Below are 20,816 nucleotides of genomic sequence, written 5' to 3'. Positions count from 1 at the left end.
TGACTGCTTTTTTATTATGCAGGACTTTCCTGAAACTGTTTTGCATTATCACAAATTTCATACCATGCGGGCTTGGAGCCGACATACACATGAAATTGTATGCTGACCTCAGGGTCATCATCCAGGCAGTTAACTGATATCGGAAACGAATCATTTTCTGAGCCAATTTCTCCCAAAGAAGTCCCGCAGTTTTTACAAAAAGTTCTTGCATATTTAAAGGGAGCCTCTGGCTCATATCGCTGAATAAATTCTCGCCCCTCCAGCAAGGTAAATGAATTCTTATCAACGAAGGCCAAGGCACTCGCGCCGGCCTTCCGACAACGAGAACAGTGACACATGCCCATCATGCCCGGGGGAGACGCCAATTCAAACTTTACTGAGCCACAGCAGCAACTGCCTCTGATCATGAGATGTCCTTTTTGAAAGTTGACACTGTATTTTTACACAGTACTTTTGGACAGGCAAGTGACATATGGTGGAATTTTTCAGAACCGAAGCGAGGAAGGGGCAGCTCTGCATTCAGGCACAGACTGATGTGTTGAGTGCTGTGAAAGCTTGCTCAGTCGAAAACTGATTAGAGCTCTGTGTAGAGTTTGCGAACGGTAGCAGTGGATCTATCCTGCTGTTGGGACAGGCCGGGAGATCGTGCTGGTGTTGATGATGAGCGTGCACTGGAGTCAAAAAAGCAAGGGGAGGATTCTGGGCGGGTTGGTCCCGCAGGCCCAGCCTGTAGCCCAAGCTTTATTCTTCACCAGTGTACACGGAGTTCAACTGGAATATTTATCAATGGCTTCACTGAATAATCTGGCTTGCGATCCAGGAAACAAGCAACGTCGGGAATGGGAAGGATCTGTGCAAATATTCCTAGCTTTGTCTTGTATTCGATTTTATTGAGCAACACGGCATTCGCATGGGATAGAGCATGGATGTCCTCGCAAGCACGATCGAGTGTCTCGTATCGCGCATAGTGATCGCCCGGCTGATTGGCCCAGTAGATGCACAGCGCTGTAGCAAATTCACACTTTGCTTGCGCTATGACCTGCGTTAGAAACCATATGCCACTATCATAATTATGATGCTGGACGATGGCATGAAGCTGACATCCAGACAGAGTTGAGAGATCGTTTTCTACTTCTTTTTTGAACGCTTGAATACCTATCGTTCTCTGCCGAACATAGAAGTGATAAAAATCTTCCTCCTCGTTACCTTCCATAGCGCTGTCAAAAACCGACTGATCCATGTTGTGGTAATAAGTGTCGCCGGCACATTTTCCTTTCAGGGCCAGGATTAGGATATCTTGCTCGGCATCCGAGCCGTTCGGCTGTGTAAGTCCCAGCGCTTTTTCCAGTTTTGTTAAAATTTGCATTCCTTGGAGTAGACGGTTTGACAAAATTTCAGGATGAGTGAATGCGACAAATGGAAAAGAAATGTCGTTCTTCATGCAGCCTGCACAATATTGTCGTATCTATTTAGCTCGCGCGACCCGTACCGCAGCGTACCAGCAAGATGAAAGAGTTAATGGAAAACATCAATTGTAAAGGCATGCCACACATCCGCGTACTGGCAGACGAAGACACCGACGGCACCACGTACGAAACTCTGCCGGCGCGCCAGATTGACGAGCACGTCTTCGAACTGCTGGCGTCACCCGGCTTGGCCCTGAACCTGGCGCGCGGCGACATCGTAAACATCGCCGACCCGCTCTCCCCTGCACTAGTATTAAAGCGCGGCGGCAACTTCTGCATCCAGATCTACGATGCCGACGCCGTAAGCCAGTCCGCAGTCGACCAGCTCGAGTACGACGTGCAAAAGCAGCTTGGCGGCACCATGGATGGCCAATATGAAGGCAATCTAATCTTCAGCGTGCCGGGACACCACGGCATTTACAACGTCAACGGTCCCTTCGACGCCTTCCGCGAAGCAACGGGCGTGGAATGGTACTTCGCCAATATCTACGCCAACCTCGATGACGACAATGATGAAACCCTACTCAACTGGTGGGTGGATATATAAAGTTTACTGACTACCTTGACGAGGCGCCGCAAGCCTTGGTCCAGCACGTCATCAAAGGCTACCTCATACCAACAGCAAAACCGTAGAAAAGGTTTATAGCGCCTGGGCCACCTGGCGAGGCAAGTTCGGTCCCAGACGTCTCCACCACTGAATTTTAGAATCAACTAGGCAGCTAGAAGAAGGCTGTCATTCTTTGGGGTGTTTTAGCCTGGGAATGACAACAAAATGACAGCTTTTTTTCGTACGTTAGCGACTCAGCAACAACAGCCATCCCCTCATTTCATAGCCTTGCGATGGGTTTGCGTCAATACCCGGAGCGCTATGTGCATAGGAACGTTGTTTTTCGCCAAGTAGGCGGCCGCAGTCGCTGTGCCTAGCATTTCTTGAAAAATGACTCCGACATCGACTTTTTGCGCTGTTAGACCGTCATGCCTTAAACAGTCATAATTTTGGTTGGCTGCAATAGCAAATATGGGTTCATCAAGGTTGTTAACGTGCATTTTTGCCTCATCAATAAAAGAGAAAAATGTCTCCTTTTTTGTCTTAAAGATAACTTAAATTTCCATTTTTGAGTAAATATTTTCTTTAATCAAGTTGTTGAAAAAGTAAAAAAATAACTATTAACAAGCAAAAATCATGCTGACAAGAACGTAAGGAAGCATGGGGGAAAATACCTATTATTGTAAGTGAGCACTCTCCCACATCCCCTGCAAATCCCTTGGCCAGTACACCACGCGCACTAACGCGAGGGTCAGGTTTGGCATTCAGACACGGACTGAGGCGTGGGGTTCTGTGACAGTTGGCTCAGTCGCAAAACTGATTGGAGCTACGAACGCGCACCCACGGCGCGCGGAGCTGCCGCGCAGCGGCAGCGGTTGGAGGATTCGGGGCGGGCTGGGCCGGTAGGCCCAGCCCTTCGAATCTCACCCGCAGGGCGCCGCCCTGCTCGCTTCCTTCAAGAAATAAAAAAAGCCGCCCAAGGGGGCGGCTCTTCTTTTTATTTCCTGGCGGAAGCGGTGTAATGCGAATAGCGGCTCTACATGCGCCCTTTAAAAATCATTCTACAGCCGTACCTACTAAGCTACCTACGTAAGAATATCTATACAAAAAAGTCTCTAGTAGTTGTACGAATTGTTCATTGACATCGATCACTTCGAACCCAATCGATCGGCACTCCTCCGGGAAACGGGTATCTTACCTCCCCGAATGCTGGTATCCACCGGAGAAACATAGTGACATGCTGTCGCTGAGTCAAGCATATTTGCCATGTGATCAAAGTCTATTTTTCCCACCAGGCCCAACTTGAAAGTAACATTCGAAGAAAAGAAAACATCGTAGTGATGAAGTGGATGGATATCTGCATTTTCATGTTTTTCGTCAAAATCGTATCTTAGATAACCTTCCTCGGAGGTCAAAAGATCCCTATACAGTGCCCAAATTTCATTATCCGACTGATAAACCTCATCAACAGGTGAGACAAAACTATACACATCTTGAGAATTGAATGCTTCCGGCGCCTCTAATAACGATAAGATATCAGAGGAAGTCTTATTATTTATATTCGAATGACTGTGAGATTTGAAATTTAGCCCATCATCACATTCAACAACAGTAAACGGAAACGCTATTGAAAATATTTTTTCCGCAGATATAAAAAAATTCTACTCATCTTTGATACCTGCAACACTACCTCACCCACAACCTTCTCCTCTGAAGGAGGAGAATTTACCAGCAAGATTTTCAATGTTTTCATCAAGATCGCAATCGAATCTAAGCGATTGCGTATCGGAGAAAACATCCAATCTGCCTGAAATTTATCAATCGGGAAGCGGTATTTCTTCATATCACACCCTGAACATTTTACTATAAGCGAATTCCGCGATTTCCTTGACATTACTATATTCAAAATCCTCACCCACAATTTTTTTAATAGCATCAAGCAAATCAGTCCTAAACATAGGAAGGACATTCAACTCATCAAATATCTGATTGGCAGAATCATAAAACGACATAGAGCTATCATTATGTTTAATAGTTGTCTTAATGAATTCCTTCTCCGGCTCGGTAGGCATTTTTGCCTCTATATAGCCACTAACATTAATACTATTCAATCCAACATCAATATCTTTTAATATTTGCTCATTTTGAAAGCTTGACAAAACAAGGTAGGTCTGCAAAAAAGATCGCGTCAAAGTCATATATAGTGAATTCCTATATCCATAGGAGCTATAAATTTTTTGAGTCACACAAATTACAAATGGAAACTCCAGCCCCTTAACATTATTCCTATTACTTATAAATAATTTATTTTTAATTTTTCTTTTAGACTCATGTGCTTTATTAACCTGCCAACCAATTTCCCGCGGCACCACCTGCTCCAGTTGATCTGCGAGATAATACGTCTTGTCATTCCTATCCAGAATAATAATTCCAACGTCATCAGGAGTGGCTGTCGGATTCTCGACCAATATTCTCTTTATTATTTCAATAATTGACGCAGCCGCATCATTATAAAAATCACCATCCTCTCTTACAATTTGAATACTCGGAAAAGTCAGCTTATCGACATCTTCAAATCTTCTCAAAGGTTCTCGTTTCAATCGATAAATGCTACCATCAGCATTTTTGTCAACTATATATCCACAAGCTGCCCATTCTGCGTCTTCAAGCCAGCGCAGTTTTTTTTGCTCAAACAATCCCATACCTAAACCATGAGCAAACATCAAAGTTCGTGGATCTGTTCGATAGCACTTACTCAGCAGATAATCAGGCTCAATACTAGCCGTAATCTTTTCATCAAAAATACTTTGAAAAATATCACCAGCAATATAAATTGCCGACTTTGTAACCATGCTGCACAGCTCAAAAAACGAAGCCGGGAAGTCCTGACTTTCATCAATAAGCATATAATCGAATGCAAACACTTCTATTTTTAATTGTTTCAAAATCGATAGCGCTGCCAAGCAAGCCCCATCAAAAGACATTGATAGACTATAGCGATTAAAAGGAAGTCCATAAAACTCACAAATATATCGGTATGCCCCGGAATTCTTATCCGCCTGCGATCCCCATCCGTGAACACACCAAAGTCTCTCATCCCATTTGATCTGCTGTTCAACTTTCATGAAATTGAAAAAATCAGGGATGCGCTGCTTAAGATTATCGGCCAATATTTTATTATGACAGGTAAAAATGATCTTTGAGTCCACCGAACTAAGATATAACTCCTTTAATTTATGCAATAGAAGTTCAGTTTTACCCGTACCAGAAAGACCTTGTATTCGAATAATGTGCTTTCTTTGAGATTGATAAACAAATCGAGTTTGATCACCATCAAATAGAAGAATCTTCTGTTTAATTTTATCCAAAAGGTAATCTGGAATTTTCGCCTTTACCTTTTCCACATCATTAATACTTCCAGTAAGCAATGAAATTAGCAATTCACATCGACGCTGCTCTTCAGCAGAAGTTATAAAATAATCTCCCAGGAAATTATCAACTGAAAATTCTTCCCCATTGTACGTCCAAGTCGAAATTAAATTAACCCAATTTCTTGGCCTACCAATTACATCCTTATAGCGATATTTATCGGAAATTGATCCAAGATCCTCGATAAAATCATCAACATAAGATTCAAAGTCATTTTTATTATCACTTGAGAGATTGATGAATATTATTTTATACTTCGGTATCAACAAAACCAAGGCATTCTGATAGTCATACAAATACTTATTATCACCAAGAGGCTTACTCACCAAATAAGCTTGTTGCTTTGTCCTATTGCAAAACTCCTCTATCTGATCAACCAAAACATGATTCTTCTCATTTTTTTCTGCTTGCATAAAGAAAAAGCTACTAGTCATTTTTATTCCTAACATAATTAATCGACGCAAATAGCTTCGAATTATTCTATAATTTTCTTACATGCTTAATGCGGTCACGACTACACGTTAAAGTCAACAATCATGTACTTCAACACGCTTAACATACGGCCATCATGCGAAGCCTCGTTGCGATACCTCAATGTAATAGGCATAAGGTGAGCTTATCTGATGCTGAGTCTACAGAGCGTGGACTGATCTGTCGATGGAGCTCTGACTGTCCCCTGATGAAATACTCGCAAATGCGTGATGCCGAACTGTTCGAATAGGGTGCAGTAAGCACAAAATTGAACTGTGGTTGCGGACAGGCCGCAGGTTGCTACACCTTTAACCAGCGCCGAATAAGGATGGGCTGTGCGGCTGCAATACGGCCCCACCAGCGCAAAAAAACAGTAATCTCCCGCCATCACAGCACGCGCATAAAAGCCGCTCAAAGTGCGTCAAAATGCGTCAAATCGCATGCCCCCTCTTCGCCCCGCCGCACCAGTCCTCATGCGCCTTCGGCCATGGCGCATATTTGAGTCAAAAGACCCCTATATAGTGGGCAGGTGTGGAGGGGGGACAACTGCGCGCGCCGGGCTGAAATGGGCTTTTTTCTTGCATCCGAAGCAACATCAATCGTCGGGATGTGAAAAAGCCGCCTCATGGGCGGCCTGTGCGGTGGCTGGGGCGCTCCGGGCGGCTGGGCTATCGTGGCCCTGCCCTGCCGGCTATCGCGGCGTGGCGGTCATCCTGGGCGGCCGGCGCGCGCCTTGGCCGCTTGCTCCTTGTCGTAGTCGTCGCGACAGTCCACATCGCAGAACAGCAGCGCGGACGACAGCGCCTCATCGCAGTAGTGGCAGCAGCCATGCGCCACCAGGGCAGGCCGGCCGCGCACGGCAGCCAGGCCGCGCGCCACCTCGGCGAAGATGATCTTGTCGGTGTTGTCGATGTGGTCGCTCATGCTGCGCCCTCCCCGCCCGTGGCCAGGTCATACGGGGCGAAGCGCACCACCTCCACACCGGCCCACTCGTTGATCGCCATGAACTGCGCCTGCAGCGGCACCAGCTCGTTACGGGCGAAGACGCGCGCGGCAGGTTCCACGGCGCCAAAGCCGCCGGCATTGTTCGGCAGGATGCCCATCAGCTGGGGCGGCACGCGGTGCGCGGCCAGTTGGTCGTCGCGCGTGACGCTCTTGATGTTGAAAAACTCGTCTTTCGCGGCCACGTCCGACACGGGCAGGATCTGGATACCGTCCTTCTTGCCGTTCGGCGCGTACAGGAACAGATTCCGAAAATTGCCCGGCCCCTTGCTGTCGCGCATGGCCTGGCGCAGGTTGTCCACGTCCTGGGTATTGGCGGCCGCGTCCGTCATGTAGAACACGAAACCGGCGTGCGAGCCGTTCTTATAGTATTTGCGGCGGAACAAGGTGGCCGCCTCGTTCAGCCAGGCCGATTGCAGCGCGCTCAGGTACTGCGGCACGCCGTACAGCTCCTGATTGACGTCCGGTTCCATCAGGTGGAACACGCGGCCCTTGTCGAACTGGTGCGCGGCCTGGTAGCCGTTCACGAAATAATAGGTATCCAGATCGACGCCGCGCCGCATGTACTTGGCCAGGGCGTGCTGGTACGCCAGCGCCTTGCCGCTGCGGCTGGGCCGGTCTTCCAGGTAGGCATTGCCAAAGGTCAGATAGTCCAGGGCCATGCGCTTGAAGCCATCGCGCGACAGGTATTTCGTCGGCATCAAGGTGGACGTCAGCACGTTGGCCTTGAAGTGGATGGCGCTGCTGTGGTGCACGCCGGCATTGAAGGACTTGGCCAGGCCGGCCAGGTTGACGGGCGGCTCATACCAATGGCCATTCTTCCAGCATTCGAAGCAGTCGAGAATATCGGCGTGCTCGAGCACGGGCGTCGGGTCGCCGAAGGAAAACGCCTCGATGCCGGCGGCGGCCGGCGCCGTGGCCATGGACGCTGTTGAGGGTGCGCTCTCGGCCTGCCGGCCGCGCGCGCGCATGTGTCGTGCTTTGCTCAAGAATAAATCTCCATGAAAGAGTGGTGGTTGTCGGTGGTGCCTTCGAAGGGCTCGTGATCGAGGGCGTGCATGCAGGCCCACGCCAGGTCAGCGTGGCCGCTTTCATCGCTGCGGCCGGCGACATACGTCACGTGCCGCCCGCTGGGGGTGAGGGTCTTGTGGATGGCCATGAAGGACTGCGCGATGTCGGTCCAGCCGGCGTCGAATTCCAGCCGGCCCTTGCTGATGATGTTTTTGGCCTTCAAGACCATGCGGGTCTTGACTTCGGGCGAGTAGTTCAGCGGCGTGACGGCCGGGAAGAAGCCGCGCACGATGGGCAGCACGCCGATGCCCATGCCCGTGGTATCGATGCCGATGTATTCGACGTTGTAGCGCTGCGTCATCTGGCGGATGGCGTCGGCGTGGTCTTCAAAGCTCTGCCCGCGCCACTGGTGGCGCTCCAGGATGCGGAACTTGCCGCCGGCCGTCATGGGCGGCGCCAGCACCACGCAGCCGGCGCTGTCGCCGTTCAAGGCCGGGTCGTATCCGATCCACACGGGCCGGTTGCCGAACGGGCGCAGGCCCAGCAACGGCTTGTAGTCGTCCCACTCCACCCAGGAATCGACCATGCAGCGCTGCAGCTCGGCCAGCGGGAAGACCGAGGCCGAGTCGTCGATAAAATTGCACATCAGCAGGTTGTCGAACTGGTCGGGGCTGTATTCGAAGTTGCGCAGCTCGTCGATGTCGAACAGGTTGCAGCCGCCGCGTTCGGCGTCCAGGATGGTGACGATCTGGCGCCAGATTTTGTCCTCGCCCGTAAAACCCGACGAGAGGCGGCCATGGCTCACGTCGATGCTGACTTGATCCTCCTTGGCGCGACGCTTGTTGAACAGCTCGCCCGTCCAGAACGGGTACGCCTGGTGCGTAGTCGAGGATGGCGTGGAGAAATAGGTCTTGCGCCATTTCTTGTGAATGGCCATGCCCGAGGCCACCTTGTTCAACTCCTGGAAATTCTGCGTCCAGAAGAATTCATCGAAGTAGAAATTGCCGTGGTAACCCTGCGCCGTGCGCGCATTCGTGCCCAGAAAGTACAGATGCGCGCCGTTCGGCAGCACGATGGGGTCGCCCGTCAGCTCGATGCCGGCCGCCTCGCGCGCGAACTGCACGATGTATTGCTTGAAGACGTGCGCCTGGCTTTTTGAGGCGGACAGGAAGATTTGATTTCGGCCCGTCGCCATGGCGTCGGCCAGCGCCTCGCGCGCGAAGTACCAAGTGGCGCCGATCTGGCGCGACTTCAAAATGGCGCGCGTGCGCTGGTCACCGTTGCGATACCAGACCTTTTGATAGTCGAAGAGCGAGTCCTGGAAGGCATCAAGCAGCTGAATGCGCTGTTCGTCGCTGAAATCGTTGCGGGTCGGCTTCTTCTTCGGTCCGGCATTGCGGTTCCCCAGCTTCGGGTTCAAGTCCACCTCGTTGCCGCCCGGCTGCTCGTAGCGGCGCACGCGCGCCGCCTGCACGACAGCGCGCATCAGCAGATCAATTTCCTTGTAGTCGCTGCCGCTCTTGACCTCTTTTTCGATCAGCTTCACCAGGCGCAACTCGGCCGACGCTTCCACGTGCTCGATGGCCTGCGCCTTGTCCCACTCGTCGCGCTCTTTCCAGCTATTGATGGTGCTGCGCTTGATCCCCATCCTGCCCGACAGCCAGTTCAAGGCTTACGGCGACGTGATCGCCGTCAAGGCCGAAGAGGTCGACACGGACAGCGGCAAGAAACTGGCCCTGTTCGCGCAGATCGAACCGACGCCGGAACTGGTCGCCATCAACAAAGCAAAACAGAAGCTGTACACCAGCCTGGAAATTCAGCCCGACTTTGCCGACTCGGCGCAGCCCTATCGAGGTGGATTTTAATAACCATGAAACGGTCGATATCTCCATCAAGCTGGACCTCTGACCGAGCGCGTGGCCGTCAAGAGCGGCGAGGCGGGCCGCCTGGACATCAAACACCTGGCCGAGATACAGCACATGCCGGCCTACGCGGACGAGTTCTGGAAGCTGTACGACGGCGAGACCCTGCTGGCCGAATGGCGCACGCCCGAGGCGACGCCATGAGCGACGACCTGCAGGCGCTGGAAGCCTGGGCCGGCGCCCTGCTGTCCAAGCTGCAGCCGGCCCAGCGCCGCGCCATCAATCACAAGGTGGCCATCGACCTGCGCCGCAACCAGGCGCAGCGCATCAAGGCGCAGCAGGGGCCGGATGGCGCAGCCTACCCGGCGCGCAAGCAGCGCAAGGAATTCAAGGGAAAGAATGGACGGATCAAGCGGCAGAAGGCGGCGATGTTCGCCAAGATCCGCACCGCGAAGCACCTGAAAGTGAGGGCGACCGGCGACCAGATCGAGGTCGGGTTCTTTGGCTGGGTGGCGCGCGTGGCGCGGGTGCATCAGTTTGGCCGGCAAGACCGCGTTTCAAAAAAGGGCCCTATGTACAAATACCCGGATCGGCGACTGGTGGGCCTAAGTGAACCTGATTGGACACGAATACGCGAATCCTTGCTGCTCCACTTGAAAAATAAGATGCCTCATTGAAAACTACTACTGACAATAGTTATCAAATGAGTTAAAGTGGCAAAATGAAAAATATGACCGAACAGCATGACTGATCGGGGCACAATTTCGTCGATCGATTTTAGGACGCAAACGAAATGAAATACTTTTCTAGCATCTCACATTATAAATACTGAAATTTTTGCATACGTAATTTTATGAATTTGAGAATGTTTCCAACCTTGGCGGGAGTACAATACTTCCCCTATGAATTTTCGAAAAAGCCAGAAAGAGAAAATGCTAAATTATAAATTATCGAATTTTAAATTTGAAAAAACATTCATTAAACTATTTAGTTTTTTCTTGGGGGTACTAGCAAGTGGCTTAGCACTTTCCACTACCATGGAAGTTTCACCTAGCAACCCAAAGGCAAAAATAAAAGAGACTATTCAGGTCGAAATTAAATTCAAAGGAAAGGTTGAAAAAATAACAGACCGATATGAGATATGTCCTCGCACAAAACCAGTTTGCCCCATATTGAGAAAATCAATAACAATATCAGACCAAAATAAAGTTTTAATAGGGTACTTTAATGGCGTAGTTACTTGCACTGACGGATACATAATAACAGTTAGGGGTGTAAATTATGAAGCTTGCCGTGATCCCGTTATAAAAGTTGCGCTGCCAGCAAAAAATTCAGTCGGCGCCTATACATATATAGCCACCCATCCTTTAGATATGTTCGCAGATGATATGTCGACCACTTTCACTGTTAAAGTAGGATCGAATGATGCAATTTCAGAAATTCTACCCATAATATTAGATTGATTTCCAATTTATAGAGTTCTTTTCATATTTAAAAAAATTAAAAATGTGAGCAAGGCGGATTTTATTTGCGAGCACAATGATCGAATTATCCATCGCGGACGTAAATCAGTGCAACCATATACACCTGCAATTCGAAAATCATAAAAACTCATTACGTAGATTTCAACATAAAACTGCGTTCAGCTTGACATAATACTTTCCATAAAGCTCCTAATTTAAAGTTTCCACAATTAATATTATACAATTTTTCTTTTAAACACCATATCACCCACCAAAGGAGTAGTAAATGTCTCAATTCATCAATTTCATTAAAAGCCTCAATTTTTTAAAAATTGCTGCATCATTATTCTTATCCATTCTATTTTCCCCGGCGCATTCGCAAGAGACTATTATTGAGGCAGCAAATTTAACGATCACCACCGTAGGTGTTCATAATGACACTCCTTATTTCAGGGTTGCAGAGCCTTTAGGTGCGCAGTGCTCATATGCAATAGTTTATATTCCAGCGGACAAAAAATTGCTATATGCGCAAGTTATTTCCGCAAAGTCGAGCGGAAACAAGTTGAGTCGTTTAGCTTTCACGTTAAATGGAGCAAATTCCGAGTGTCACGCGATTGTTATCGAGATCGCATAAGCACTTTTTCGCAAAAACGCAGGCATTGAATCGAGTCTTAGGTAAATTAGAGCGACCGGGACTCATGAAAAAATACTAGTACGCACGGTCGCGTCCCCATGAGCCATCGACTCACTGCCAAAGCGAATGCAAACATGTGCCGTAGTGCTTCCAGATACGCCATCCTTTAACTAAAAAGTAGAAGTACAAGCAAAACGGTCTTGCATAGTCGCTAAGCTGAATAACAACCCGCCCCCGCGTGCATCCGCACGCGGACTTCGGCAACATGCACTGCATGAACGCCGACCTGTCCGACCTCCTCCGCTTGCTGCAAAACCTGATCCGCCTGGGCACCATCGCCGAGGTCAAAGGGGCCAAGGCGCGCGTACGGCTTGGGCCGACGCTCACCACCGAATGGCTGAAATGGGCCACGCGGCACGCCGGCAGCACGCGCACCTGGTCGGCGCCGACAGTCGGCGAACAGGTGATCGTCTTTTCGCCGGGCGGAGACCTGACGCGCGGCATCATCCTGCCAGCGCTGTACTCGCAGGCGTTTGACGCGCCCGAAGCCAGCAACAGCATCCACACCACGCATTACCCCGACGGCGCCGTGGTGCAGTATGACCATGCGGCCCATGCCCTGACGGCCACGCTACCCGGCGGCACTGCCATCATCACCGCCGACAAGGTCACGTCGAACGCTCCGAGCACCATTTGCACGGGCGACCTGATCGTCACGAAAAACCTGATCGTCAACGGCGCCACCGCCCTGAACGGCGGCGTGAACGCGAAGGCTGGCGCCGCTGGCGGCGTGGCCATGGCCGTGCAAGGGACGATCAAAGCCAGCGAAGACGTGCTGGCCGGCGCCATCAGCCTGGCAAAGCATCCGCACGGCGGCGTCCGGGCCGGCAGCGACCAGTCGGGCGGGCCGCAAGCATGATGGGCATGCACGCCGCCACCGGGCGCAGCCTGACGGGCCTGGGCCATCTGCGCCAGTCTGTCGCCGACATTATTACGACACCCATCGGCTCGCGTATCCGTCGGCGCCGCTATGGTTCCGAAGTGCCCGAGCTGATCGACCAGCCCTTGAACAGCGCCACGCAGTTGCGCATCTACGCGGCCACCGCCTTTGCCCTGCGCCGCTGGGAGCCGCGTTTGCAGCTCGCCAGCGTGCAGCTCACGCGCGACACGGACGGCGCCATCGCCCTGCTGCTCGACGGCACAGCGAATGGCCAGGGCATCACCCTGTCCGTGCCCGTCAAGCAAGGCGGCGGCGTATGAGCACGCCCATCGACCTGACACAATTGCCGGCGCCCAGCGTGGTCGAAGTGCTGGACTTCGAAACCATCCTGGCCACGCGCAAGGCGCATCTGGTGAGCCTTCTGCCGGAAGCCGAGAGCGCCGCCGTCACGGCCCTCCTGGAACTGGAATCGGAGCCGGCCACCAAGCTGCTGGAAGAGAACAGCTATCAAGAAACCATCCTGCGCAACCGCGTCAACGAGGCGGGCAAGGCTGTCATGCTGGCCTTTGCCCTCGATGGTGACCTCAATCAACTGGGCGCCAACGTCAACGTGGCGCGCCTGGTCATCACGCCGGCCAATCCCAATGCCCTGCCGCCCGTGGCCGCTGTCATGGAAGACAACGACGCCTATCGCCTGCGCATCCAGGAAGCGCCGGACGGCCTGTCCGTCGCCGGCCCGAAAGCGTCCTACGAATTCCACGCCCGCAGCAGCGACGGCCGCGTCAAGGACGCAAGCGCCACCAGCCCCGCGCCGGCGCACGTCACCGTCACGGTGCTAGCCAACAACGACACGGGCATTGCCAACGCCGCGCTGCTGGCCATCGTGGCGCGCGCGCTCAACGCCGAGGAAGTGCGCCCCCTGGGCGACCGCTTGAGCGTGCAAGCCGCCCAGGTCATCGATTACCAGATCGAGGCGACCTTGTTTATTGGCGTCGGGCCGGAAGTGCCGATTCTGCGGGACGCCGCGCGCGCCAACGCCGTGCGCGTATCGCAGCCGCGCCGCCCGCTGGGCCACAGCATCTATCGATCCGCCTGCAGCGCCGCTGTCCATGTCGAGGGCGTGCGCAAGGTCGTGCTCACCAGCCCGGCCGCCGATATCGAACTGAACGCCACCCAGGCCGCGCGCTGCACCGCCATCAAGTTGAATGTGGTGGTGCGCGATGAATAAGACCGTGCCCACCCTGCCGCTCAATACCACGGCGCTGGAACGCGCCATTGCCGTGGCATGCGCCGAGCTGGTCAACGTGCCCGTGCCGCTGCGCGAGCTGTGGAGCGCTGACCGCTGACCGGTCAACCTGCTGCCGTTCCTGGCCTGGGCGTGTTCGGTTGACCGCTGGGACGACGCCTGGCCCGAGTCGATCAAACGCGGCACCATCAAGGCGTCTTACTTCATCCACAAGCACAAGGGCACGATTGCAGCCGTGCGCCGCGTGGTGGAGTCTCTGGGCTATCTGATTCGCATTACCGAATGGTGGCAGACCACGCCACCGGGCGTGCCGGCCACCTTTCGCTTCGACGTCGGCGTGCTGGACACGGGCATCACGGACGCCATGTTTCAGGAAATGGAACGCCTGGGCTGCTTGCCTTGCGCTTGGGCTTGAGGTCGTCGCCGTCGATCAGTTTCAAACGCAAAACGTCGCGGCGCTCGCGCGCTTCCTTGAGGCCGATCAGGGGATACGGGCCGATGACGGCCGTTTGCTGCTTGCCCTCGTCGTTGCGATAAGCCATGCGCCAAACCTTGTTTCCGCTCGGCAGGACGGCCAGCATCAGGCCGTGGCCATCGAAGAGCTTGCGCAGCTTGCCGTCATTCGGCGTGGCGCGGCGGCAGTCAGCATCGGTAAGCGTATTGATGGCCATGCGAAATCCTGTAGGTACGGGTTTGAGAAAAACCGCATGATACCTACATTTCAGCCTACGCGTGATTCTGTGGGAAGGTTTTTGGATGACTCCAAATCTGTGACTCGGAGGGATGAAAATCAAGCTAAGTCGTTGATTTTCAATGAAATTCGGTGGAATATAGGTTGAGTATACTCACGAATTTTTTATGTACTTGGCGGAAGCGGTGAGATTCGAACTCACGAACAGTTTAACCCGTCGCTAGTTTTCAAGACTAGTGCCTTCAACCACTCGGCCACGCTTCCAGATGGCAGCATTATACATAAAGGTCCGTGGCTTACCAATGGCGAGTAGTCAGTGCCGCGTATTTAAACCTCACAGCAACCTCCGGGGTCAGACCCGGCGGGTCTGCCCCCAGCCCTTCGCCTATGGGTTCCATATTTGCGCCGGTACGCCAACGGGCAGCCTAAACGCCCCAATTCTCCCTCAGCGCCCTTTCAAACTCCCCCGCCGGCAACGGCCGCGAGAACAGGTAGCCCTGCACTTCGTCGCAGCCAGAACTCTTCAGGAAGGCCAGCTGCTCCGCCGTTTCCACGCCTTCCGCGATGACTTTATGGTGCAGCTGCTGGGCGATGCTGATGATGGTGCTGGCGATGGCGCAGTCGCTGGCATCTGTCGGAATGCCGGTGGTGAACGAGCGGTCGATCTTTAATGTGTCGATGGGGAAACGCTTGAGGTAGGACAAACTTGAGTAACCAGTGCCGAAATCGTCCAGCGACAGGGCCACGCCCAGCGCCGTGATGCGGTCCATGATGCCGATGACCCTCTCGATGTTGTGCATCAGGGTGCTTTCCGTGATTTCCAGCTCCAGCCAGGCCGCTTCCAGGCCGTAGCGGGCCAGGGTCGCGGCCACCCTGGCGGGCAGGGCTGCCGTGAATTCGCGTGCGGACACGTTGACGGCCAGGCGGATCGGCGGCAGGCCGGCCAGTTTCCACGCTTGCGCCTGGGCGCAGGCCGCTTCCAGCACCCATTCGCCCACTTGCACCACCAGCCCCGTCGATTCGGCCAAAGGAATAAACTCGGCGGGCGGGATCATGCCGTGCTGCGGGTGGTGCCAGCGCACCAGGGCTTCGGCGCCGATGATGCGCCCGCTGGCCAAGGCATACTTTGGCTGGTAATGCAGCAGCAGTTGCTGCTCAGACAGGGCCTGGCGCAAGCCTGTTTCCAGCCGCATGCGCGCCTGCATGCCCAGGTTCATGTCCTGGCTGTAGAAGGCCACGCTTTCCGCTTCGCCGCCGCTGTCCTGTTTGGCCCGGTACATGGCGATATCGGCCAGGCGCAGCAGGGTTTCCGCGTCCTGCCCGTCTTGCGGATACACGCTGATGCCGATGCTGGCGCCCACGCGCAAGTCGTGGCCTTCGATCAAAAACGGTTCCACCAGCGAGGCCAGCAGCTTTTGCGCCACCATGCTGGCCTCGAAATGCTGGCCGATGTCAAACAGGCCGACGGCGAACTCGTCGCCACCCAGGCGCGCCACCAGGTCCTGGTCGCGCAAGGCATGGCGGAAACGCAGCGAGACTTGCCGCAGCAGTTCGTCGCCGATACGCCGGCCCAGGGTATCGTTGATCAGTTTAAAACGGTTCAAGTCGATGAACAGCACGCAGCCGAGCATCTTGCTGCGCTGCGCCACGCTGAGGGCCTGGTCGACCAGCTTGGCCAGCAAGGTACGGTTAGGCAGGCTGGTCAGGGGGTCGTAATAGGCCAGATGGTGCAGACGCTCTTCGGCCAGCTTGCGCTCCGTGATGTCCGTCAGGTAGGCGATGAGTCCGATGGGCTTGTCGTCCAGGTCTTGCAGCGGCGACAAGGACAGGCTGGCCCAGAAGATCTCGCCCGACTTCTTTCGGCGGCGCACCTCCATCAGGCGCCCTCCCTGCTCCAGGAAGGCGTCGTGGAAACCCGTGTCTTCGTCGTCGTACAGGAACAGGATGTTGCGCCCCACGGCTTCCACCGAGGTGTAGCCGAACAGGCGCTCGGCGCCCTTGTTCCAGCTGGTGATGTAGCCGGTCAAGTCCATCGTCAGCACGGATTCGTGCAATTGATCGAGGATTTGCGTCTGCTGCGCCAGCAAGGCTTCGACTTGCGCGTAAGCATGGGTCGAGCGTTGCGCCAGCGAATGCACTTGCAAGACGCCGGCCGTCAACGATGCCAGGCTGGCCAGGTGGCGGCGGTCAGCGTCGTTATACAGCGGGCGCCCCGCCACGCTGTAATGGCCGAAGCAGTGGCCGTCGAAACTGATTTCCTGCAGCAAGGCGGGCGTATCGTCGGGAAACAGCGCGACCGGCGCAGCGGCGTCCATGCTGGCCGCAGGCAGGAACCGGCCATGCGGGCTGGCCATCACGGCGCTGGCGATACGGCCCAGCTCGGCCACCAGCGCAGGGCCGCGCAAACGCACGACTGCGTCGCACAGGGCGGCGCTGTCACCGAGGAAATCCGACACCGGAAACAGGGTCATGCTAGAGGTTCCGGCTGACCTGGATGGCCCATTGGTAGGCCTGCAGCAGGCTGCGCCAATAGGTTTCTCCATCGATGCCGGCGCGGCGCAAGCCCTCGGGCGACGGCGCGGCGCTTTCGACCAGCGCCAGCAAGGTGCCCAGTTCGCCATTGCGTTCGAGCAAGGCGGCGCTCACTTCCGGCGCCAGATTCAGAGTGGCGATGATTTCCTGCATCGGCATGCCCAGCAGGACGTCGAGCAGCGAAAACACGCCCGCCATGAAGGCCAGGTCCTGCGCGTCGCGGTCGCCGCCGCGCAGCTGGCACAGCGCTTCCATCTGCGCCGCGCGCACGGCCGCCAGCGGCAGCAGCGCGTGGATCTTGCCATCGTCCTGTTGCCGCGCATACAGCAGCAGTTGCAGCCAGCGCTGCAGCTGGCGCCGGCCCAGCAGGGTGATGGCCTGGCTGAAGCTGGTAATCGGCGCCGTGAAGCCGAAGGCGGCTGAGTTGACCAGTTTCAATAAATGATAGCTGAGCGATGGATCTTGCTTGAGCGGCACTTCCAGCTCGTGCGCGTCCGCATCGCGGGCCAGCAAGCCCAGCAGCGCCAGCAGGCGGCGCCGCGACGTGGCGTCTTCCGGCTCGCTTTGCTGGCGCGCATGGTGCAGGGCGTAGTCGCCGGCAAACCAGCTCACGCCGAGTTCTTGCAAGGCAGCAAACTGCTCCGCGTCGGCGATGTTGTAGGCCAGGTGCGGCCCCGCCAAGGGCAGCAACTGGTGCAGGGCCGGGCGCGCGCCGGACGCGTCAAAGCTCAGCGCGCGCGCGTCGACTTGCGCCGCCGCCACGGGACCGGCATCAGCGCCATCGAGGATGAGGCGGTAGCCGGCGTCGCGCCATTGCTGGCATTTTTTCTGGATCTGCTTGTCGCCGGCAAGATGGGCGGGCAAACGGAAGATGGTGCGTTGCGGCGCCAGTTGCGCCAGCACGGCCTCGTCCACGCCATGCGGATCGGCCAGGGGAATGATGCAGTCGAGCGGCGCCAGGAAGGCATACGCATCGGCGGCGGCCAGCGCCGCCAGCAGCGGCGCCGTCGAGGCCTGCGGTACATGCAAGGTGACAGCGACCCACTCGTTATGAGCATTGGCAACTGCTTGTAATCCCACCAACGGAAACAGGTTTGATTCAGACGCTGACATCGGTATCTCAGTGTGGGTAGGGCGCCATAGTAAATAAACTGACCAGCATTGGCAACCCTGGCCCGACAGGGATGCCATTTCGACAGCGAGAATCATTCTATCCGAATCTCACCCATGAAACAGTTTAATTTTGGCAATAAATATTCAAAAAGAACATTCCCCCGCGAGACCCGCCTGCCATGCGGGTTTGACAAAAACACGGCACGGCGCGCGCATTCTCAGGCGCTGCCGCCATGCGCGTGCTCGACCGCATATTTGATCAATTCGGCCTGCCCTTCGATGCCGAGCTTGCGCTTGATGTTCAGCCGGTGCGTCTCCACCGTGCGCACGCTCAGGTCCAGGTCGCGGGCGATCTGCTTGTTCGACTGGCCCGCCGCGATGTGCTGCAGCACTTGCTGCTCGCGCGTGGTGAGGAAGGAGTCGTGCACCTGCGGGCGCGACAGTTGCCGCGCCAGGGCCGCGCTGTAATAGATGCCGCCGGACATCACCGTCTCGATGGCGAAGACGATATCTTTCCCTGGTGCATCTTTAAGCACATAGCCGCGCGCCCCGGCGGCGATGGCTTGCGACACATATTCGAGCTTGTCATGCATGGACAGGATCAGCACGGCAATCTGCGGAAACGCCTGCTTGAACAGCGCCGTCGCTTCGATGCCGTTGATGCCGCGCATATTGATATCCATCAACACGAGATCCACCTGGTGCGCGCGCGCCTGAAGCAACGCCTCGTCGGCGCCGCCCGCCTCGGCCACCACGTCGAAATGCGCCACCGCTTCCAGGCGCGCGCGCAAGCCGTCGCGTACGAGGGGGTGGTCGTCCACCAGCAGGATGTTGATCTTCTCGGTCATGTGTATCTATCAGTGTGAGGGTGGAAGGGCGAGCCGCGCCAGCACCAGGGTACCGGCAGCAGACGAGGTAATGTGCAGGCTGCCGCCGATGGCTTCCATACGTTCCGTCATGTTGCGCAGACCGATGCCGCGCTGCGGATGCAGGGCGATGCCGTCGAAATCGAAGCCGCCGCCATTATCCTGGATGCGCAATTCCAGGGCCTTGCCCGCCTCGTGCAAGCTCACTTCCACGCCGCGGGCGTGGGCATGGCGCTCGCAATTGGTCAGCGCTTCCTGGGCGATGCGGAACAATACGGTATTGACCATGTCGGGCAAGCCCTCGCCCGCCGCCGCCGGGCTGGCCGTGAAACTGGCTTGCGCGCTGCTGCTGTCGTTAAATTCATGCACGAGGTGGTCGAGCGCGGCGGCCAGGCCCAGGTCGTCGAGGATGGCCGGGCGCAGGTTGTGCGAAATGCGCCGCACTTCGCCCAGCACCTTGTTGAGTTGCTCGGCGGCCCGCTCGAAGGTGGCGGGCGCCTTGTCTTTCTGTTCTGCATTGCCGGCCAGGCGCGCGATGCCCGCCTCGATCTGCAGCTTGATGGACACCAGCCACTGGCTGATGCCGTCATGCAAGTCGCGCGACAGCCGCGCCCGCTCTTCTTCCTGCGATTCCACCACGCGCTGCGCCAGCACTTTCAGCTTGGCGTCGGCCACCCGCAATTCGCGCAGGTTCAGCACGAGGCCGCAGGCGGCCACCAGCAGGGAGCCGAGGATGGCGATGGCGGCGATCAGCTCCATGGTCGAGCGGATATTGCGCGACTGCTGGGCGTCAACCTTGGCCAGCGCCTGGTCCACGTCATCCATATAAATGCCGGTGCCCATCATCCAGCCCCATTCCGGCATCAAGATCACATAGCCGAGCTTGGGGGCGGACTTGTTCGTCGACGGCTTGATCCAGTTGTAGCGCTCGAAGCCGCCGCCGCTCTTCGCCCGCTGCATCAGGCGCTGGATGGTCAGATTGCCCTCGGCGTCGCGCAATTGCCACAGATTCTGCCCCACCAGCTCGGGCTGGCGCGGATGCATCAGCGACTTGCCCTGCAAATCATAGATGAAGAAATAGCCGTCGTCGCCATAGCTGAGGGCGGACAGGATGCGCTTGGCCTCCTCTTGCGTGGCCTCATCCTTGCGCCCCGACTGGTACAGGGAAGCGATGGAATGGCTGGCCAGGGTCACGTAATGCTTGAGTTCAGCTTCCTTGCTGGCCAAATACGCCTGCTGGATGGTGGCGCGCTGCTGCTCGGCCAGGGTGATGGCCTGGTGCCGCACGGCAAATGCAATGGCGCACAAGGCGAGGATCAGCGGCGTGATGGCCAGGAAGATGACTTTCTGTCTGAGTTTCATGACCTGGCGCTCCGGCGGCGTCGATGCTGGTGGGAATGCGTGATTTTACGTCGCGGCACGGCGATCGGTCTGCGTAGTAATACTGAGCGTTACTGCGTAGTCGTGCGCTTGCGGCAATTATACGATTCCTGAATACTCGCCATAAGCTGCAAACACCCAATTCACACCCAAACTGGCGACG

General features: G+C 55.3%; 20 protein-coding genes, 1 tRNA gene and 2 pseudogenes. 10 read left to right on the top strand and 13 right to left on the bottom strand.

Annotation, left to right across the window (positions count from 1 at the left end; genetic code table 11):
* Positions 1 to 14: 14 nt before the first annotated feature.
* Together JAB1_RS28595 and JAB1_RS00620 are read right to left on the bottom strand one after the other, a co-directional pair.
* Entirely contained in the window at positions 15 to 407 is a 393-nt protein-coding gene (locus JAB1_RS28595; RefSeq protein WP_071653275.1) for a GFA family protein, read from the bottom strand.
* Between the two features lie 341 nt (positions 408 to 748).
* On the bottom strand, positions 749 to 1,441 hold the full coding sequence (locus JAB1_RS00620; protein ID WP_139144403.1) for a DUF4274 domain-containing protein: 693 nt from the start codon (positions 1,439 to 1,441) through the stop codon (positions 749 to 751).
* Between the two features lie 77 nt (positions 1,442 to 1,518).
* On the opposite strand from JAB1_RS00620, the gene JAB1_RS00615 reads away from it, so the two are divergent.
* Complete coding sequence (locus tag JAB1_RS00615) at positions 1,519 to 2,013, top strand: DUF4265 domain-containing protein (RefSeq protein WP_083299505.1); 495 nt, start codon at positions 1,519 to 1,521, stop codon at positions 2,011 to 2,013.
* 275 nt (positions 2,014 to 2,288) lie between these two features.
* Here JAB1_RS00615 and JAB1_RS00610 read toward each other — a convergent pair whose 3' ends face one another.
* The 5 genes and pseudogenes from JAB1_RS00610 to JAB1_RS00590 form a co-directional block, all read right to left on the bottom strand.
* Complete coding sequence (locus JAB1_RS00610) at positions 2,289 to 2,513, bottom strand: hypothetical protein (RefSeq protein WP_070278075.1); 225 nt, start codon at positions 2,511 to 2,513, stop codon at positions 2,289 to 2,291.
* Between the two features lie 1,344 nt (positions 2,514 to 3,857).
* Positions 3,858 to 5,876 carry an ATP-binding domain-containing protein gene (locus JAB1_RS00605; RefSeq protein ID WP_070278073.1) on the bottom strand — a complete coding sequence of 673 codons (2,019 nt, stop codon included), beginning with the start codon at positions 5,874 to 5,876 and terminating at the stop codon, positions 3,858 to 3,860.
* Between the two features lie 745 nt (positions 5,877 to 6,621).
* On the bottom strand, positions 6,622 to 6,837 hold the full coding sequence (locus JAB1_RS00600) for a hypothetical protein (protein WP_070278071.1): 216 nt from the start codon (positions 6,835 to 6,837) through the stop codon (positions 6,622 to 6,624).
* On the bottom strand, positions 6,834 to 7,886 hold the full coding sequence (locus JAB1_RS00595) for a phage portal protein (RefSeq protein WP_070278069.1): 1,053 nt from the start codon (positions 7,884 to 7,886) through the stop codon (positions 6,834 to 6,836). The genes JAB1_RS00600 and JAB1_RS00595 overlap by 4 nt, the downstream gene beginning before the upstream one ends.
* Before the next feature lie 14 nt (positions 7,887 to 7,900).
* Positions 7,901 to 9,586: pseudogene (locus JAB1_RS00590) on the bottom strand (terminase family protein); the annotation flags it as partial.
* Here JAB1_RS00590 and JAB1_RS00585 point away from each other — a divergent pair.
* From JAB1_RS00585 to JAB1_RS00560, 9 genes and pseudogenes are all read left to right on the top strand, one after another.
* Positions 9,507 to 9,791 (top strand): GPO family capsid scaffolding protein, encoded by a 285-nt coding sequence (locus tag JAB1_RS00585; protein ID WP_083299507.1) that lies wholly within the window; start codon positions 9,507 to 9,509, stop codon positions 9,789 to 9,791. The pseudogene JAB1_RS00590 and the gene JAB1_RS00585 overlap by 80 nt on opposite strands.
* Before the next feature lie 51 nt (positions 9,792 to 9,842).
* The gene (locus JAB1_RS29790; RefSeq protein ID WP_175444998.1) at positions 9,843 to 9,992 is read left to right on the top strand and encodes a hypothetical protein; all 150 of its coding nucleotides are present in this window, start codon (positions 9,843 to 9,845) and stop codon (positions 9,990 to 9,992) included.
* Complete coding sequence (locus JAB1_RS00580; RefSeq protein WP_070278063.1) at positions 9,989 to 10,465, top strand: phage virion morphogenesis protein; 477 nt, start codon at positions 9,989 to 9,991, stop codon at positions 10,463 to 10,465. The genes JAB1_RS29790 and JAB1_RS00580 overlap by 4 nt, the downstream gene beginning before the upstream one ends.
* A 255-nt stretch (positions 10,466 to 10,720) precedes the next feature.
* Positions 10,721 to 11,251 carry a hypothetical protein gene (locus JAB1_RS29345; protein WP_139144402.1) on the top strand — a complete coding sequence of 177 codons (531 nt, stop codon included), beginning with the start codon at positions 10,721 to 10,723 and terminating at the stop codon, positions 11,249 to 11,251.
* A 286-nt stretch (positions 11,252 to 11,537) separates the two neighbouring features.
* On the top strand, positions 11,538 to 11,885 hold the full coding sequence (locus JAB1_RS29340) for a hypothetical protein (protein WP_139144401.1): 348 nt from the start codon (positions 11,538 to 11,540) through the stop codon (positions 11,883 to 11,885).
* Between the two features lie 265 nt (positions 11,886 to 12,150).
* Positions 12,151 to 12,804 (top strand): phage baseplate assembly protein V, encoded by a 654-nt coding sequence (locus tag JAB1_RS00575; protein ID WP_254671927.1) that lies wholly within the window; start codon positions 12,151 to 12,153, stop codon positions 12,802 to 12,804.
* Positions 12,801 to 13,145, top strand: coding sequence for a GPW/gp25 family protein (locus JAB1_RS00570; RefSeq protein WP_070278060.1), 345 nt, complete (start codon positions 12,801 to 12,803; stop codon positions 13,143 to 13,145). Before JAB1_RS00575 ends, JAB1_RS00570 begins: the two co-directional genes overlap by 4 nt.
* Positions 13,142 to 14,053, top strand: coding sequence for a baseplate J/gp47 family protein (locus JAB1_RS00565; RefSeq protein ID WP_070278058.1), 912 nt, complete (start codon positions 13,142 to 13,144; stop codon positions 14,051 to 14,053). Before JAB1_RS00570 ends, JAB1_RS00565 begins: the two co-directional genes overlap by 4 nt.
* Positions 14,031 to 14,486: pseudogene (locus JAB1_RS00560) on the top strand (phage tail protein I). Before JAB1_RS00565 ends, JAB1_RS00560 begins: the two are co-directional and overlap by 23 nt.
* Here the strand turns inward: JAB1_RS00560 and JAB1_RS00555 are convergent.
* The 6 genes from JAB1_RS00555 to JAB1_RS00530 form a co-directional block, all read right to left on the bottom strand.
* Positions 14,425 to 14,742, bottom strand: coding sequence for an Arm DNA-binding domain-containing protein (locus JAB1_RS00555; RefSeq protein ID WP_070278057.1), 318 nt, complete (start codon positions 14,740 to 14,742; stop codon positions 14,425 to 14,427). The pseudogene JAB1_RS00560 and the gene JAB1_RS00555 overlap by 62 nt on opposite strands.
* A 194-nt stretch (positions 14,743 to 14,936) precedes the next feature.
* Positions 14,937 to 15,026: transfer RNA gene (locus JAB1_RS00550), tRNA-Ser, on the bottom strand.
* A 161-nt stretch (positions 15,027 to 15,187) separates the two neighbouring features.
* Positions 15,188 to 17,233, bottom strand: a complete 2,046-nt coding sequence (locus JAB1_RS00545; RefSeq protein ID WP_070278054.1) for a bifunctional diguanylate cyclase/phosphodiesterase — start codon at positions 17,231 to 17,233, stop codon at positions 15,188 to 15,190.
* Position 17,234: 1 nt separating this feature from the next.
* The gene (locus JAB1_RS00540; RefSeq protein WP_343215969.1) at positions 17,235 to 18,323 is read right to left on the bottom strand and encodes an HDOD domain-containing protein; all 1,089 of its coding nucleotides are present in this window, start codon (positions 18,321 to 18,323) and stop codon (positions 17,235 to 17,237) included.
* 302 nt (positions 18,324 to 18,625) lie between these two features.
* A complete protein-coding gene (locus JAB1_RS00535) occupies positions 18,626 to 19,255 on the bottom strand; it encodes a response regulator transcription factor (protein WP_070278050.1) in 630 nt (209 codons plus the stop codon).
* Positions 19,256 to 19,264: 9 nt separating this feature from the next.
* Positions 19,265 to 20,635: a cache domain-containing protein gene (locus tag JAB1_RS00530; protein WP_070278048.1), complete on the bottom strand. Its 1,371-nt coding sequence runs from the start codon at positions 20,633 to 20,635 to the stop codon at positions 19,265 to 19,267.
* Positions 20,636 to 20,816 lie beyond the last annotated feature (181 nt).

Source organism: Janthinobacterium sp. MP5059B, assembly GCF_001758645.1.
GTDB lineage: Bacteria > Pseudomonadota > Gammaproteobacteria > Burkholderiales > Burkholderiaceae_D > Janthinobacterium > Janthinobacterium lividum.
Note: the sequence above shows the minus strand (reverse complement) of the source record. Positions and strands in the feature narration are given on the sequence as shown.

What these genes read in the sequence shown, in the direction of transcription:
- JAB1_RS28595 (WP_071653275.1), bottom strand. Translation starts at nt 407, where the DNA reads ATGATCAGAGGCAGTTGCTGCTGTGGCTCAGTAAAGTTTGAATTGGCG.
- JAB1_RS00620 (WP_139144403.1), bottom strand. Translation starts at nt 1,441, where the DNA reads ATGAAGAACGACATTTCTTTTCCATTTGTCGCATTCACTCATCCTGAA.
- JAB1_RS00615 (WP_083299505.1), top strand. Translation starts at nt 1,519, where the DNA reads ATGGAAAACATCAATTGTAAAGGCATGCCACACATCCGCGTACTGGCA.
- JAB1_RS00610 (WP_070278075.1), bottom strand. Translation starts at nt 2,513, where the DNA reads ATGCACGTTAACAACCTTGATGAACCCATATTTGCTATTGCAGCCAAC.
- JAB1_RS00605 (WP_070278073.1), bottom strand. Translation starts at nt 5,876, where the DNA reads ATGACTAGTAGCTTTTTCTTTATGCAAGCAGAAAAAAATGAGAAGAAT.
- JAB1_RS00600 (WP_070278071.1), bottom strand. Translation starts at nt 6,837, where the DNA reads ATGAGCGACCACATCGACAACACCGACAAGATCATCTTCGCCGAGGTG.
- JAB1_RS00595 (WP_070278069.1), bottom strand. Translation starts at nt 7,886, where the DNA reads ATGCGCGCGCGCGGCCGGCAGGCCGAGAGCGCACCCTCAACAGCGTCC.
- JAB1_RS00585 (WP_083299507.1), top strand. Translation starts at nt 9,507, where the DNA reads ATGGCCTGCGCCTTGTCCCACTCGTCGCGCTCTTTCCAGCTATTGATG.
- JAB1_RS00580 (WP_070278063.1), top strand. Translation starts at nt 9,989, where the DNA reads ATGAGCGACGACCTGCAGGCGCTGGAAGCCTGGGCCGGCGCCCTGCTG.
- JAB1_RS29345 (WP_139144402.1), top strand. Translation starts at nt 10,721, where the DNA reads ATGCTAAATTATAAATTATCGAATTTTAAATTTGAAAAAACATTCATT.
- JAB1_RS29340 (WP_139144401.1), top strand. Translation starts at nt 11,538, where the DNA reads ATGTCTCAATTCATCAATTTCATTAAAAGCCTCAATTTTTTAAAAATT.
- JAB1_RS00575 (WP_254671927.1), top strand. Translation starts at nt 12,151, where the DNA reads ATGCACTGCATGAACGCCGACCTGTCCGACCTCCTCCGCTTGCTGCAA.
- JAB1_RS00570 (WP_070278060.1), top strand. Translation starts at nt 12,801, where the DNA reads ATGATGGGCATGCACGCCGCCACCGGGCGCAGCCTGACGGGCCTGGGC.
- JAB1_RS00565 (WP_070278058.1), top strand. Translation starts at nt 13,142, where the DNA reads ATGAGCACGCCCATCGACCTGACACAATTGCCGGCGCCCAGCGTGGTC.
- JAB1_RS00555 (WP_070278057.1), bottom strand. Translation starts at nt 14,742, where the DNA reads ATGGCCATCAATACGCTTACCGATGCTGACTGCCGCCGCGCCACGCCG.
- JAB1_RS00545 (WP_070278054.1), bottom strand. Translation starts at nt 17,233, where the DNA reads ATGACCCTGTTTCCGGTGTCGGATTTCCTCGGTGACAGCGCCGCCCTG.
- JAB1_RS00535 (WP_070278050.1), bottom strand. Translation starts at nt 19,255, where the DNA reads ATGACCGAGAAGATCAACATCCTGCTGGTGGACGACCACCCCCTCGTA.
- JAB1_RS00530 (WP_070278048.1), bottom strand. Translation starts at nt 20,635, where the DNA reads ATGAAACTCAGACAGAAAGTCATCTTCCTGGCCATCACGCCGCTGATC.